Annotated in this window: 15 protein-coding genes and 1 pseudogene; 11 read left to right on the forward strand and 5 right to left on the reverse strand. The window is 60.3% G+C overall.

The features are described from left to right. Positions 1–15: 15 nt before the first annotated feature. The 5 genes and pseudogenes from ACFLEY_RS13965 to ACFLEY_RS13985 all read right to left on the reverse strand — a co-directional run. Complete coding sequence (locus ACFLEY_RS13965) at positions 16–972, reverse strand: GDP-L-fucose synthase family protein (RefSeq protein ID WP_396604668.1); 957 nt, start codon at positions 970–972, stop codon at positions 16–18. Further along, positions 953–2,035 (reverse strand): GDP-mannose 4,6-dehydratase, encoded by a 1,083-nt coding sequence (gene gmd / locus ACFLEY_RS13970; RefSeq protein WP_028173166.1) that lies wholly within the window; start codon positions 2,033–2,035, stop codon positions 953–955. The genes ACFLEY_RS13965 and gmd overlap by 20 nt, the downstream gene beginning before the upstream one ends. Before the next feature lie 237 nt (positions 2,036–2,272). Further along, on the reverse strand, positions 2,273–3,808 hold the full coding sequence (locus ACFLEY_RS13975) for a hypothetical protein (protein WP_309142071.1): 1,536 nt from the start codon (positions 3,806–3,808) through the stop codon (positions 2,273–2,275). Next, positions 3,771–4,484 (reverse strand): hypothetical protein, encoded by a 714-nt coding sequence (locus ACFLEY_RS13980; protein WP_396604669.1) that lies wholly within the window; start codon positions 4,482–4,484, stop codon positions 3,771–3,773. Before ACFLEY_RS13980 ends, ACFLEY_RS13975 begins: the two co-directional genes overlap by 38 nt. A 37-nt stretch (positions 4,485–4,521) precedes the next feature. Further along, positions 4,522–5,001: pseudogene (locus ACFLEY_RS13985) on the reverse strand (hypothetical protein); the annotation flags it as partial. On the opposite strand from ACFLEY_RS13985, the gene ACFLEY_RS13990 reads away from it, so the two are divergent. The 11 genes from ACFLEY_RS13990 (at position 4,907) to ACFLEY_RS14040 (ending at position 14,679) form a co-directional block, all read left to right on the forward strand. Continuing rightward, on the forward strand, positions 4,907–5,356 hold the full coding sequence (locus ACFLEY_RS13990) for a hypothetical protein (protein WP_396605015.1): 450 nt from the start codon (positions 4,907–4,909) through the stop codon (positions 5,354–5,356). The pseudogene ACFLEY_RS13985 and the gene ACFLEY_RS13990 overlap by 95 nt on opposite strands. A 394-nt stretch (positions 5,357–5,750) precedes the next feature. Continuing rightward, entirely contained in the window at positions 5,751–6,395 is a 645-nt protein-coding gene (locus ACFLEY_RS13995; RefSeq protein ID WP_060908276.1) for a winged helix-turn-helix transcriptional regulator, read from the forward strand. Then, positions 6,392–6,907 carry a transcription termination/antitermination protein NusG gene (locus ACFLEY_RS14000; protein WP_060908275.1) on the forward strand — a complete coding sequence of 172 codons (516 nt, stop codon included), beginning with the start codon at positions 6,392–6,394 and terminating at the stop codon, positions 6,905–6,907. Before ACFLEY_RS13995 ends, ACFLEY_RS14000 begins: the two co-directional genes overlap by 4 nt. A 106-nt stretch (positions 6,908–7,013) precedes the next feature. Continuing rightward, on the forward strand, positions 7,014–7,955 hold the full coding sequence (locus ACFLEY_RS14005; RefSeq protein ID WP_049832464.1) for an ABC transporter permease: 942 nt from the start codon (positions 7,014–7,016) through the stop codon (positions 7,953–7,955). Between the two features lie 5 nt (positions 7,956–7,960). Continuing rightward, positions 7,961–9,292: an ABC transporter ATP-binding protein gene (locus tag ACFLEY_RS14010; RefSeq protein ID WP_082757094.1), complete on the forward strand. Its 1,332-nt coding sequence runs from the start codon at positions 7,961–7,963 to the stop codon at positions 9,290–9,292. Between the two features lie 27 nt (positions 9,293–9,319). Next, on the forward strand, positions 9,320–9,862 hold the full coding sequence (gene rfbC, locus ACFLEY_RS14015) for a dTDP-4-dehydrorhamnose 3,5-epimerase (protein ID WP_028173170.1): 543 nt from the start codon (positions 9,320–9,322) through the stop codon (positions 9,860–9,862). Between the two features lie 34 nt (positions 9,863–9,896). After that, on the forward strand, positions 9,897–10,718 hold the full coding sequence (locus ACFLEY_RS14020) for an NAD(P)-dependent oxidoreductase (protein ID WP_049832465.1): 822 nt from the start codon (positions 9,897–9,899) through the stop codon (positions 10,716–10,718). Continuing rightward, positions 10,715–11,473 carry a cephalosporin hydroxylase family protein gene (locus tag ACFLEY_RS14025; protein WP_028173171.1) on the forward strand — a complete coding sequence of 253 codons (759 nt, stop codon included), beginning with the start codon at positions 10,715–10,717 and terminating at the stop codon, positions 11,471–11,473. The genes ACFLEY_RS14020 and ACFLEY_RS14025 overlap by 4 nt, the downstream gene beginning before the upstream one ends. 12 nt (positions 11,474–11,485) lie before the next feature. Next, positions 11,486–12,607 (forward strand): acyltransferase, encoded by a 1,122-nt coding sequence (locus tag ACFLEY_RS14030; protein ID WP_060908274.1) that lies wholly within the window; start codon positions 11,486–11,488, stop codon positions 12,605–12,607. A gap of 25 nt (positions 12,608–12,632) precedes the next feature. After that, positions 12,633–13,583 (forward strand): glycosyltransferase family A protein, encoded by a 951-nt coding sequence (locus ACFLEY_RS14035; protein ID WP_049832467.1) that lies wholly within the window; start codon positions 12,633–12,635, stop codon positions 13,581–13,583. Positions 13,584–13,590: 7 nt separating this feature from the next. After that, positions 13,591–14,679 (forward strand): glycosyltransferase family A protein, encoded by a 1,089-nt coding sequence (locus tag ACFLEY_RS14040; RefSeq protein WP_060908273.1) that lies wholly within the window; start codon positions 13,591–13,593, stop codon positions 14,677–14,679. Positions 14,680–14,683 lie beyond the last annotated feature (4 nt).

A 14,683-nucleotide genomic window follows, 5' to 3' on the forward strand; every position in this document is an offset into this window, starting at 1 on the left:
GATGAGGGCCGTCGGTCACTCCGTCGCCTGCTTGTTCTCGCTGAGATAGGCGCGGTAGGCCAGCGCAATGCCGTCCTCCAGCGAAGTACGGGCGCGCCAGCCGAGTGCGGCGAGGCGGCTGACGTCGAGCAGCTTGCGGGGCGTGCCGTCGGGACGAGAGGTGTCGTAGCTGATCGCGCCCGTATAGCCGACGGTGCGCGCCACGACCTTCGCGAATTCGGCAATCGAGATGTCCTCGCCGGTGCCAATATTGACCATGTCGCTCGACGAATGCACTTTCATCAGGTGCACGCAGGCATCTGCCATATCGTCGACATACAGGAACTCCCGCTGCGGCGTACCGGTGCCCCAGACCACCACGTTTGCAGCTCCGGACAGCTTCGCCTCATGGAACCGACGGATCAGCGCGGCCACCACGTGACTGTATTCGGGATGGTAATTGTCGCCGGGGCCATAGAGGTTGGTTGGCATCACGCTGATGAAATCACAGCCATACTGGCTGCGATAGGCTTCCGCCATCTTGATGCCGGCGATCTTTGCCACCGCATAGGGCTCGTTGGTGATCTCCAGCGGACCCGTAAGCATGTAGTCCTCGCGCAGGGGCTGGGGCGCGAGCTTTGGATAGATGCAGGAGGAACCGAGGAACATCAGTTTCTCGGTGCGGTTCAGATGCGCCGCATGGATGACGTTGGTCGCAATCGCAAGGTTGTCGTAGAGGAACTCCGCGCGCAGCGTGTTGTTGGCGACGATGCCGCCGACCTTGGCTGCCGCCAGGAACACCGCCTGCGGCTTTTTCTTTGCAAACCACTCGAACAGCGCGGCTTGGTCGCGCAGGTCGAGCTCGGCCCGGCTTGCAGTCAGGATTTCGACATTCTCCTGTGCCAGCCGGCGGGCAATCGCCGCGCCGACCATCCCGCGATGGCCGGCCACGAAGACCGTCTTGCCCTTCAGCTCAAACGGCGTGCTTGCCATTGGCGACCTCCAGCCGGGCCTCGCTAAGATCGCCCGCCACCATTTCCTTCACCAGCTGAGCAAAGCTCGTCTTCGGCTTCCAGCCAAGCTTCTGCCGCGCCTTGCTGGAATCGCCGATCAGAAGATCGACCTCGGTGGGGCGGAAATAGACCGGATCGATCCGCACCACGGTCTTGCCGGTCTTCCTGTCGATGCCGGTCTCCTCGACGCCTTCGCCGCGCCATTCGACGCTGCGGCCGACCTCGGCAAAAGCAAGCTCCACGAACTCTCGCACCGAGCGCGTCTCGCCGGTCGACAGCACGAAGTCGTCAGGGCTATCCGCCTGCAGGATCGCGTGCATGCCCTCGACATAGTCCCGCGCATGACCCCAGTCGCGCTTGGCCTCGAGATTGCCGAGATAGAGCGTCTCCTCCAGCCCCATCTCGATGCGGGCGACCCCGCGCGTGATCTTGCGGGTCACAAAGGTCTCGCCGCGGATCGGGCTCTCATGGTTGAACAGGATGCCGTTGCTGGCAAACATCCCATAGGCCTCGCGGTAGTTCACCGTGATCCAGTAGCCATAGAGCTTTGCCACGCCGTAGGGCGAGCGCGGATAGAACGGCGTGGTCTCCTTCTGCGGGATCTCCTGCACCAGGCCATAAAGCTCGGAGGTCGAGGCCTGGTAGAAGCGGGTCTCTTTCTCCATGCCGAGGATGCGGATGGCTTCCAACAGGCGCAGCACGCCGATCGCGTCCGCATTGGCGGTGTATTCGGGGCTCTCGAAGCTGACGCCGACGTGGCTTTGCGCAGCGAGATTGTAGATCTCGGTCGGGCGGATCTGCTGCACCAGGCGGATCAGATTGGTCGAATCCGTCATGTCACCATAGTGCATCAAAAACGGCACGTTGCCGACATGGGGGTCCTGGTAGAGATGATCGACGCGGGCGGTGTTGAAGGAGGACGAGCGTCGCTTAATGCCATGCACCGTATAGCCGAGCCCGAGCAGATATTCGGCGAGGTAGGCGCCGTCCTGTCCCGTCACGCCGGTAATGAGCGCCACGCGCTTCTTGTCCTGTGCCTGCATCTTGTCTCCACCAAACGCAGCTGCCGCGGCGCCCTCAGCCCCGTCGCATCGGCCCTGCCGCCTCCGCCGATGCCTCGGCCTGACAGCCCTTGTTCCTTTGCACCGGGAATGACGAGCGCGACCAGCAGCCTCGATAAAGCAAGGCCATAGCATCGGCGCTTTTCAAAGTCTAATGGCAAGGCAGCCGGAACGGGATGGAGACGGCCGGGGTGGCGGTCCGTTGCCGGTCTCAGCGCCTTAAACGAAATGGAAGTCGTTCTGATGGGCGGCGAGCTGGGCGGTCGCGACGCGCTGGAGCGTGATGGTGTCGTGGAGGGCGTCGGTAATGACGGCATTGCCGGAACCGTCGTCATGGGCGGCTGCCAAGAGCGCGGTGACGTCGGCAAAGACGGTCTTGCTGAATTGCAGCGTATCGGTCGCGGGCGCGAAGCCGGGCAGGGTGATGTTGCCGAAATTCGGCGCGAAAACGAAGGTGTCGTGCGCGGCGAAGTTGGAGACTTCGTTTGCGACGGAGGCCAGCGTGGCAGGCGCGGCGGCGGCGACCAACGTTCCACCATTGCCGTCGTCGGCGAAGTGAAAACTGTCCTGTGAATATTGCCCGAGAAACTGCAACGACGCCGCGCTCGACCCGCTGCTCAAGGAGAGTGTACCCGACGCGGTGTTGAAGCCAGTATGCAGGGTGTAGAAGTTGAAGCCGCGCAAATCGACCTGGTCGGAGCCCGTAAGCGTGCCGTCGCCGCCAAAGCCTACGAGCTGCCCACTGAACGCCGACGGCGTATTGAGCGTCAGCGTCTGGCCGTCGAACGAGGTTTGCGAAGCCTGCGCCGGCTGCGCCGCGGCGGGTGATGTTCCGGCAGGGATACCGATCGTGCCGTCGCCGTTGAGGTCCTGGTGGAAGATGGTCTCGAGTGACTGCAGCGCGGCGTTGCTGCCGGGCACCGCGGCAACCAAGAACGACTGCAGGTTGCCGCTGCCATCGGTGCTCCAGACCGTGTACTGATTGGCGCCGGGATTCTTCCAGGCGACATCGAAGCCGCCGCTCACCTGGATTGCGCCATAGGGCACCCAGGTGCCGAACTCGCCGGCTGTCACGGGCAAGCCGTTGTACTTCAGCTCCGGTCCTGTGACGCCGCTTCCGACAGTGTTCAGAAAGTAATTCGATCCGATCTCAACCAGGCTGGTCGTGCCGTCGGTCTGTACCACCGTCGAGAGAATGCCAATGGTGCCGTCGCCGTTGAGGTCCTGTTGGAAGGTGGTCTCGAGCGCTTCTAACGTGGCGTTATTGCCGGGGGCGGCGCTGACCAGGAACGAGACCAGGTTGCCGTTGCCGTCGGTGTGCCACACCGTGTACTGATTGGCCCCGGGATTTTCCCAGGCGACATCGAAGCCGCCGCTCACCTGGATCGCGCCATAAGGCACCCAGGTGCCGAACGCGCCGGCTGTGACAGGCGCGCCGCCATACGTTAATTCCGGTCCCGTGCTGCTGCTGCCGACGGTGTTCAGAAAATAATTCGATCCGATCTCGGCCAGACTGGTCGTCCCGTCGGTCTGTATGACCGTGGCGATGATGCCGATGCTGCCGTCGCCGTTGAGGTCTTGGTGGAAAGTCGTCTCGAGCGATTCCAGCGTGGCGTTGCTACCGGGCACGGCGCTGACGAGAAACGCGACCAGGTTTCCGTTGCTGTCGGTCTCCCACACCGTGTACTGATTGGCGCCGGCATTTTTCCAGGCGACATCAAATCCACCAGCCACCTGGATCGCACCATAGGGCACCCAAGTGCCGAACTCGCCAGCCGCAACAGGCGAGCCGTTGTAAGTCAGCTCCGGTCCGATGTTGGGGCTGCCGACGGTGTTCAGACCCGCCCATCTTGATCAGATTGGTCGTCCCATCGGTTTGCAAGATCGTCGCGGCGGGAAGGCCGATGGTGCCGTCGCCGTTGAGGTCCTGTTGGAATGTTGTCTCGAGCGACTTCAGCGTGGCGTTGCTGGCGGGCACCGCGGCGACCAGGAACGAGATCAGGTTGCCGTTGCTGTCGGTATTCCAAACAGTGAACTGATTGGCGCCAGGATTCTTCCAGGCGACGTCATATCCGCTGCCTACTTGGATCGCGCCATAGGGCGTCCAATTTCCGAACTCGCCGGCTGTCACAGCCGAGCCGTTGTACTTTAATTGCGGTCCGGCGCTGCTGCTGCCGACTGTGTCCAGAAAATAACCCGATCCGACCTGCACCAGGCTCGTCGTGCCGTCGGTCTGGATCACGACAGGCGTTTGGGAGGCTAGGTGAAATCCAAGCGCATCCAGCTGTTTCAGGTCGATGGCGGTCAGCTGCTGCAGGGTGCCGTATGAGTAGTATTCGTTGAAGGGATCGCTTCCGCCCTGCACGCCGCTGTTGAGGAAATCGCTGGGATCGGAGTTCCGGCCATAGTCCGCGATCCGTATAGCCGCCATCCAGGGAAAAATAGGAGGCGCTCGCGGGGATGTTGTCGGTGAGCAGCCTGACGCCCGGGCTCTTGAAGCGGTAGAGATCGAAAACGTCTGGCTGGGGGCCATACGGCACACGGCCCATCGCATGGGTCAGCTCGTGCAGCGCCACCCCCACCAGGAGATTCGGATCGATGTCGGTTGCGAAGGTCGCGGTGCCGTCGTCGGTCGTGGTGTCGTTGGCTCCAACCAATCCCCAGAGCTTGAGCTGTGCATTCCAGACCGCGACACTCGACTGGCCCTGGATGGTCGATGCTGTCGGCAACGCGTTGAATGAGGTGTCGCCGGGCGAGGCATTGTTGATGAGATCGGCTCTCACCGTCGAATAGCTGACCCATTGGCCGCTATCGGGACCGGCTGCCGCGCCGCCGCCCGTCCCGCTGTAGTCGATGTTGAAGTTCAACGTGATCTTGTCGGAGATCGCGGAGCTCAGGAGCGCGGCCGCCTGCTCGATACCGGCGCGGAAACTGGCAGGCGCAGCCATCGCGGCCGTGTCAAAAATGAGATTGATGGTCAGCCCACCGGAGGTTTCGGCGACCACGGAGCCAGGACCGCCAGGGCCGGAGGCGCTGACTGCCGCCTGGGCTTCGTACGTCTCGGCGGGAAGGACGACGGGGGTCGGCGGCGCGCCGGACTGCCCCTGTTGCAACAGCAACTGGAACGCCGATCCGCTCGAAAAGCTGTCCGACGGATCCGAAGCGTCCAGCGGATCGTGGAGGGTGGATTTCAAGCTCATCGCGGATTTCCAGAACCGGCTGTCCAGCGCGTTGGCTTTGACCGACGCAACGAAGGGATCACGCAATAAACTACTCGAGGACAGAACCCTGTGCGCGATTTAGGAGGATGGCGATCGACCCTTAATTTTGGGTTGTACCCAGCCCTGCAATTGAATCGAGACGCGACCTTGGATCGCAACTGCCGGCGGCGCGGTCAACCCGTTCGTCTACGGCCGATGCTTTCCAGTTGCCGCAACCATTTGCGTCAAAGCAAATGGTATCATGGGACAGCTGACGCAATGATGAAGCTCGAAGGTTGTCGCCGTCGACGGCATCTTGCCCTGCTATATGCGGTCCGGTCGCGCCGCCCTCTATATCGTCCCGCCAAACTTATTTTATCTACGGAAAAAATGTATTTGATTTCAATGGATTATATGTATTCACGTCTTGAACGTTCCGCTTGACGTTCACGGCTTGAACGCGGTAGTAGCCTTCGCTGAGGCTGGAGGCTTGAGAGGTGGAGCGCTTGCTAAACGCAGACCATGAGAACGAGCGAATCGTTCTTGGCCTGTTGAGTTCGGTGGAAAGCGATGGTGCGCGCTCGCAGCGTCACATCGCCGCCGAGCTCGGCATCGCGCTCGGCCTGGTCAATGCCTACCTCAAGCGCTGCATCAAGAAGGGGCTGGTCAAGGTGAGCGATGCGCCCGCGGGCCGCTACGCCTACTACCTGACGCCGCAGGGCTTTGCCGAGAAATCCCGTCTCACGGTTCAATACCTGTCCAATTCGTTTTCCTTCTTCCGGCTGGCCAAGAGCGATTGCGCGCGCGTGCTCGACGAGGCCAAGGCGAGAGGTTTTTCCCGCGTGGTGCTGGCGGGCCAATCGGACCTGGCCGAGGTTGCAATCCTCTGCGCGGTCGAGGCGGGCGTTGCGGTAGTGGCGGTCGTCGATCCCGCAACCGAGATTGCACGCTTTGTCGGCGTCAATGTCTTCAGGTCCTATGACGAGGTGAAGGAGGCGTTCGACGCCGTGATCGTCACCGACGTCGCGCACGCCGGTGCATCCTATGACGCGGCCGCCGCGGTGTGCGGTGCGGAGCGGGTGCTCGCGCCGGGTCTGCTGGGCTTGCGCGAACGAAACGGGAAAGCGGAGGGCGCACCATGAGCGAGGCGGTCGAGGCGCGCTGGTATGTGGTGCAGACCCAGGTGAACGGCGAGGCCAAGGCCGCGCATAACCTGTTGCGCCAGGGCTATGAGATCTATCTGCCGCGCTACCTGAAGCGCCGGCGCCATGCGCGCAAGGTCGATTTCGTCGCAAAGGCGCTGTTTCCGCGTTACATCTTCGTGGCCATCGACATGGCGACGCAGCGCTGGCGCGCGATCCAGTCGACCCAGGGCGTGTCGCATCTCGTCTGCAATGGCGAGGAGCCGGCCGCAGTGCCGAGCGGCGTGCTCGGTGCGTTGAGGGCGCGCGAGGACGAGCGCGGCTTTGTCAGGATGGAAGCCAGGCCGGCGTTCGCGCCTGGCGATAAGGTGCGGGTGCTTGCAGGCGCCTTCATGGACAATGCCGGGCTGTTCGACGGAATGGGGGACCATCACCGGGTCGCCATTCTGCTCGACATGCTCGGCCGCAAGGTCCGCGTTCATCTTGACGTGGATCTGGTCGCAGCCGCCTGAGTGCGGCTTTTCGTGCGGCGATCCGATCGCTGCGCTTTGTGTTCGCTCCCTCTGGGAGTCTCCGGGTGGAGGGCTTTTCACCCGGACTGCGGTAGCATGGACGTTTTTGACGAATGACGACTCTGGTTGGAAATCGCCACGGCTGCAGGGCCGTGCGCAAGGTTGGCAGCCGCGCGGCGAGCGCGCGGGGATCGTGGAGCTCACGATGACGATGGTCTTGGAACCGGTTGGCGAGCTCAACCCCGAACTTCGCTCATTGGAAGAAACCGCCGCCGAGGATCTGGTGCGCGGCCTCTCCAAGCGCGAGCTATGGGGGCGACTGGGCTGGCTCGATGTCAAACGACGCTATCGCAGGACGACGATCGGTCCGTTCTGGACCTCGATCACGCTTGCGATCTACACGCTGTCGGTCGGTTTCGTCGGCGCGGCACTCTGGCACCAGAATATCTATGAATACCTGCCGTTCCTGGCGAGCGGCATGGTCGTGTGGATGCTGGTTTCGACCATTGCCACGGAGGCCTGCAGCATGTTCATCGCTGGGCAGGCGTTGTTCCGAAACATCCGGTTCGACTATTCCGTCCTCGCCTACGCCCTAATCTGGCGCAACCTCCTCGTCTTCCTGCACAACCTCGTTGTCTACTTCCTGGTCGTGCTGGTGCTGAAGCCCTCGCTCATCAGCTTTACGCTGTTGCTGGCGCTGCCGGGGCTCGCGCTGGTGATCCTGAATGCCGTTTGGATCTCGCTGTTCCTGGGGCTGGTCTGCCTGCGATTTCGCGACGTGCCGCAACTAGTGACGAGCGTGATCCAGATTTCGATGCTGGTCACACCATTGTTCTGGCCGGCCGATACGCTGACGGGTATGCGGCGCATCTTGTTCGTGGACCTGAACCCGCTCTATCACGTGCTCGACGTGGTGCGCGCGCCGATGATGGGCAGGGTGCCGGACGCGATCAGCTACATGGTCATGATTGTGATGTGCATCGGTGGATGGTGGTTGAGCTATGCGATGTTCAAGCGCTTCCGCAGGCGCATCGCCTATTGGAGCTGACAGAAGTGGCGACCGTCGTCTTCGAAAATGTGAGCGCGCATTTCCCGATCTATGGAGCGCAGCAGCGTAGCCTGCGCAAAGCCCTGTTCCAGCGCGCGACAGGCGGCGCAATCGAGCGAGAGGGCAAGAATAATGACCGCGTCACCGTCAAGGCCCTGAACGACATCTCGTTCACGCTGCGTGACGGAGACCGTGTCGGACTTGTGGGCCACAACGGCGCCGGCAAGTCGACGCTGCTGAAGCTCATGGCCGGCATCTATCATCCGGTCTCCGGTACCGTTCGGGTCGAGGGGCGCGTCACGCCGCTGTTCGACGCCATGCCCGGCCTCGACGGCGAGGACACCGGTTACGAGAACATCATCACCTCCGGAATGCTGATCGGAATGACCCGACGGCAAATCGAGGCGAAGATTCCGGAAATCGAGGAGTTCTGCGAACTCGGCGAGTATCTCAGCCTTCCGGTGCGCACCTATTCGACGGGCATGACGATGCGTCTCGGTTTCGCGTTGGTGACCTCGCTCGACCCCGGCGTGATCCTGATGGACGAAGGGTTCGGCACCGGCGACCTGCGTTTCACCGAACGCGCCGAGGCGCGCATGAAGGATTTCATCGGACGAAGTCCCATCATGGTTCTGGCGAGCCACTCCGACAAGATCATCAGGTCGATGTGCAACAAGGCCATCCTGATGGAGGCCGGCCGGATCGTCGCGTTCGGTCCAGTGGACGAGATCTGCGACCAATATTACGCGAGCGTTCACGCCGCGGCCGTATCGGCGGAGCGTGCAAGGCACCTAAAGCATGGGAAAGCGGAAACGCACGACGGCGCCCTGGAGTTGGCGGAAGAAGCCGCGGCCGAGAGGGTCGCAGGCAGATCCTCGATGACTTTTGCCCCGGATGCCATTGCACCAGGCGATGACGTCGCGCGGCTCTGCAGCGCACGGCTGGTCGTCGATCAGTTCAATGATACCGATACGGTCGACAGAAACGAGCTGATCAACATCGAGATGAAGTTCGAGGTGCTGAAGCCGGGATATGTCATGGTTCCGAACTTCCACGTGTTTCTGCAGGATCAATACGTCTTTGTAAGCTCTCCGCCGCAAACCTCCGAACTTGCACCCGGTGTCTATAGTTGCACAATGTCCATTCCTCGCGGCTTCCTCAACCTTGGCTCGTTTGTCGTTGGGGTGGCGCTGACGTCCGTCAATCCTCAGAAGGTGCATTTTTACGTGCAGGATGCTCTGCGCTTTTTCGTTTCGGAGCTGCGGGCGACTGGTCTGTTTGACGCGATTCCGGGCCCCGTTCGGCCATCACTGGAATGGAACGTCACCCGTGTGTGACCAGCCGCCGCCCTACCGAAACGTCCCATGATTATCGAGGAACTTCATCTCCCCGGCGCCTTCCGTATCGTGCCGCAGTTGATCTCCGATCAACGTGGAGCTTTCGCCCGGAGATTCTGCGCCGAAACCTTCCGTGCGCATGGGCTCGAATCTGATTTCGTCCAGTGTTCGGTCTCCTACAACACGCGTGCTGGTACGCTGCGCGGCATGCATTTCCAGGCTCCGCCGTATCTCGAGACCAAGTTGGTCCGATGCACGCGCGGTGCGATTTTCGACGTTATGGTTGATCTGCGCCAGAGCTCACCAAGCTACGGTCGGTGGCACGGTGAAGAGCTAAGTGCCGACAATCGTATTATGCTCTACATTCCGGAAGGGTTCGCACATGGTTTTCAGACGTTGGTCGACGACACCGAAGTCGACTACGAAATCACGCCTGCCTACGTTCCGGATGCTGGTCGGGGTTTTCGCTTCGATGATCCGCTGCTGAACATCGGCTGGCCTCTCAACTCCATGATCATGTCCGATCGCGACAAGGCGCTGCTGCCATCGTTCAGGGGCATCACTCTGTGATCATCCGGCGACTGAAGATTCGAGCGTGTGCCGTATGACTGATCGGATCACCGTATTCGGCGCTGCGGGCTACGTCGGATCCGCACTGGTGGAGAGTCTGCGGCGGTCGGGGGCCGACGTGATCGCGGTGACGCGTGACACCATTGCACAGACGCCGGCCGATCTTGGACACGCGGTCTACGCGATTGGCCTGACGTCGGACTTTCGCAGCAAGCCCGTCGAAACCGTTCAGGCTCACGTCGTATGTCTTGCAGACTTGCTTTCGAGCAAGGACTTCACGTCCTTTACTTATCTCTCATCGACGCGCCTCTACAAGTCCGAGCGGACGACGGACGAACTGACGTCCATCGCGGCGTCTTCCGTTGATGCCGACGGTATCTACACGCTGAGCAAGCTCCTCGGGGAGGCGCTAACATTCCGCCTCGCGGGCGATCGCGGCCGCGTTTGCCGCCTTTCGAACGTTTACGGCGGGAACGATCGATCGTCGAATTTTCTGACGTCGATTCTTGCGGATGCGCGCAGTCGTCGGAGCGTTTGGATCATGCAAGCACCCGCGAGCACGAAGGACTACATACATATAGACGATGCATGTCGGGCCATCGCGGCGGTGGCGGTGCAAGGAATGGAACCGATCTACAACGTGGCGTCCGGCCAAAACACGAGCCACCGACAAATTGCGGATCAACTCGGGAAGGCCGGAGTCTCAGTTGAATTCGGCTCGGGTCCGATCGTCAGCTTTGAGCCGATCAACGTTCAGCGACTGCGCGATTTGCTCGACTGGAAGCCGCGGTCTCTTGTCGATGATCTGCCTGGGCTCTTGTCGACGCCAGATGCGATCAAGGAGTTTTCAACGTGATCTTGATTGATGAGAAAGACGGCTGGATTTCTCCGGATAATGGAGCGAGCAAGCTCACTTTTGCCTCAAAGGAGGGCTTCGAGCTGATCTCCAAGGTCTGGCTGCGGGCGACGTGGGACGCAAAATATGTCTATAATTTTGCTTGGATGGGGCGCCCGATCATCCAGTTGCCCGACGATTTGATCAGGCTTCAGGAGCTCATATGGCAATTGAAGCCTGACGTCATTGTCGAGACTGGCATTGCGCACGGTGGCTCGCTGATCTTCCATGCCGGGCTGTTGCAGGTGATCGGGCGCGGTCGCGTGATCGGTGTCGATATCGAAATCCGTCCACACAATCGGAAGGCGATCGAGGAGCACAAGCTCTTCCCCAGCATAACGCTCATCGAAGGCTCGTCGGTAGCGCCGGAGACGATCGCGAAGGTAAGTTCCCTGATTGCTCCCGATGAACGCGTGCTCGTCATTCTGGATGCGAAGCACAGCAAGGATCACGTACTGGCAGAGCTCGCGGCCTATTCTCCGCTGATCAACGTCGGATCCTACATTCTTGCATGCGACGGTATCATGGAGATGGTCGAGGGTGCCCCGCGATCGGCGCCCGATTGGTCTTGGAACAATCCGCGTCAAGCGGCGCTCCAGTTCGTAGAGCAGAATCCCGATTTCAGGATCGAGGAGCCCGAGCTGCCGTTTCGCGAGGGAGTTTCGGCAGCTCGCGTCTCTTATTGGCCGGACAGCTATATCAAGCGAATCGCCTGAAGAGAATCGGCGATGGGCGGCCAAGTCAGATACGGATATATCGACGCGTTGCGCGGCTACGCAATTCTGCTCGTTATTTTTGTGCACTCATCGCAGATGATCGGTGGGCTGCAAGGCTATGTTTACCAAATCGGTGACCAAGGCGCACGCGGCGTCCAACTGTTCTTTGTGGCGAGCGCGATCACACTTTGTATGTCGTACCACAGACGCACCGACGGTGTGGGCGCATTTTACATTCGGCGGCTCTTTCGTATTGCGCCGATGTTTTGGCTTGCCATAATCTACTTTACCCTAAAGGACGGGGTAGGGCCAAGGGGACTTGAGCCCGACGGGATCGGCGCTACGCATATCATTCTGACGACGCTGTTCGCGCACGGCTTTCTGCCGAGTACATTCAGCAGTGTCGTTCCTGGTGGCTGGAGCATCGCTGTCGAAATGATGTTTTATGCCGTCTTCCCGATCCTCGTGAGCTATATCAAATCATGGCGGGCTGCAGCGGTGGCGGCCTTGATTGCGCTGGCGCCGGCCGCAATCGCCTACGCATCGATCCAAGCGGCGGCAAAACATGTCACGCCACAGTCGTGGAACGTCGTATACCAGGTTTTTTCAACGTTGAACTTCGTCCATCAGCTTCCCGTGTTTCTGATCGGGATGACGGCTTACTTCATCATCCGCGATGAGGGGCATGAAGTCGTGCGCCGGCCATTTCAAGTGGCCTTCATCTCGCTCATGCCAGTTGTCATTGTACTCGAAGCGTATTATCGGTTCGGTATCGGGTGGGCCGAATTCGGCTTTCACGCCTCTTTCGCGGTAGCTTTTGCGGGGATTGCGATCACACTTGAGAGATTCCGTAGCACTACCTTCGTCAATCAGTATATCGTTTGGATCGGAAAGATCAGCTTTAGCGGATACCTTTGGCATCTTGCGTTGATCCACGCAGTTCCCGTCAATATCTCCTGGCTATCGCCCATGGCAAATTTCGTTTGGTTTTACCTGGCTCTAACGGGCCTCACGCTAGCCGCATCATCAGTCACATATTTCGTGGTCGAAAAGCCCTTCATTGCGTTTGGCAATGCGTGGCTGCGTCGCTCGCTCGCTCGCCAGGACGTACGGAAAAGCGCAGCTACGGCGTGACCGTCTCGATGATTTGCAGTCAGGCGTGACCGAACCACTCGTCACAGTCGGCATACCGACGTTCAACCGAACGGAAGGCCTGGCGCGGACGCTGGCGTCGATTCAAGCCCAGACCTACCGGCATATCGAGATCATCGTATCGGATAACGCGTCGCCGGATCCGGCTGTTCGGGCGACGGTCGACGATTTCGCCAGCAGAGACGAACGGGTCACGTATTACCGGCATCCGGAAAACATCGGCGCGATGCGAAATTTCTCCTCTCTGTTGCCGAGGGCCCGCGGCGAGTTTTTCATGTGGGCAGCAGACGATGATCGCTGGGAGCCGTTTTTCGTCGAGCGCTGCGTCGAGCGGTTGAAGGCGGATCCCCGGCTCGTCGTGTGCCAGATGGAAGCGCAATACGAAGTCGACGGGAAGATGTTGTTTCCGTTCTTTTTCGAAGGCGCCCCTTTTAAAGCGTTTTCCTCACGGTCGCCGGTGGAGCGGGTGAAGCATCTGCTCCGGCACGTCTACGGCAATCTGGTCTACGGCGTGTTCAGGCGGGAGGCGCTGTTTCACAACGGCAAGCCGATCACAGAATGGATCGGTGCGACGCTCAACGAAATTCCGATGCAGATCTTGTTGGCTTTCCGGGGAGACATACGGGTTATTCCTGAAATCGGTTTCTACAAGACGGCGCCCCGCACCGTTTGCGAGCAGGCGAGATGGGAACAGGTCGGCGGCCGGCTGCCCAACTGGCGGGGATGGCAGAACTACATCAGGGATTGCCGGTCGTTGCACCGATATCACAAGATGGTCATGCACGAGAATTTCGCGGCAATCGACGCGCTCGGTCTGGAATCGCGAACGACCGGGCAGTTGCGTAAGTTCGCCGCGTATTGCCTGTTCAGGCACGAACTCCTGCTGGCCCTGCGCTGGAAGCCGGCCGGCCCTGGCCTGTCGCATCCCATTGCGTCGCATGTGGCTCCACAGAACTGACCGTTAGATGACCGATAGCGTACCTCGTGTTTCCGTTGGCCTTCCAACCTACAATCGCCCCGAACTGCTCGCACTGGTGCTCGAGAGCTTCCAACAGCAGACATTTGCCGATTTCGAACTCATCATCTCGGACAATGCCTCGACCAATCCCGCGGTCAGGCGATTGTGCGAACGCTACGCTGGCACCGACCCGCGCTTCCGTTATATGCGCCAGGAAGCCAACCTGGGGGCGGAAAAAAACTTCTGGTTCGTATACGATCAGGCGCGGGCTCCGCTGTTTCTCTGGGCCTCCGACGACGATTTGTGGCCGGCCGATTTCCTCGAACGGGGGGTCGCAGCGCTTGACCGAAATCCGCGTGCCTCGGCCTGGTTTTGTCAGGTCGTCAATATCAACATGAACGGCGACGTTGTCCGGTCCTACCCGAGTTTCAAACGCTTCCAATCGAGCGCCTTCAAATTCGTCGATTTGGCGCGATTTCTCTGGGAGCCTGAAATCATGGGTAAGGCCAACCTGATCTATTCGATCTTCCGACGGCAGGAGCTGGCGCGGGTGATCGACCTATTTCGCGATCGCCCCTCGACCTGGGGCAGCGACATGAACCTAGTCTATGCCTATTTGTGTCGCTCCAACCTCGTCATCGACGATGGACTGGTGCTGCAGAAGCGCGTCCCAACGGACATCGTCGATTCCGTGGTCAGCCCGCGCTCGCAGATCTATCCGCGGGAAGAGCGCTCGACTTATTTCGAGAACTATCACCGCGCAGCGGCGGATAGCTATTATCGACCGCTGACAGTGGCGGTACTGGCCGTGAGATCTGCGTACGACTATCTCGCATCGGGCAGAGCTGCATGGGACTACGAACATTCGGAGTTGAAGCGCGACCTCGATGAGCGGAAGCACGATTTTGAGAAGTGGAAGACGACAAGGTCGCAAGAGTTCCAGACGTGGAAGGCCCACGCTTCCGGCTTTATCGCGCGGAATGTTGCCAGAACCGCCGGACTTTTCACGCGAAATCTGGCGCGAGCCTCCCGACTTCTCGCGCAGAATCTTGCACGAATTAGAGCTCGAATCCCTGGATCAGGGGGCGGCAGGTAGGGAG

This window comes from Bradyrhizobium sp. YCK136, assembly GCF_044570075.1.
Classification (GTDB): domain Bacteria; phylum Pseudomonadota; class Alphaproteobacteria; order Rhizobiales; family Xanthobacteraceae; genus Bradyrhizobium; species Bradyrhizobium diazoefficiens.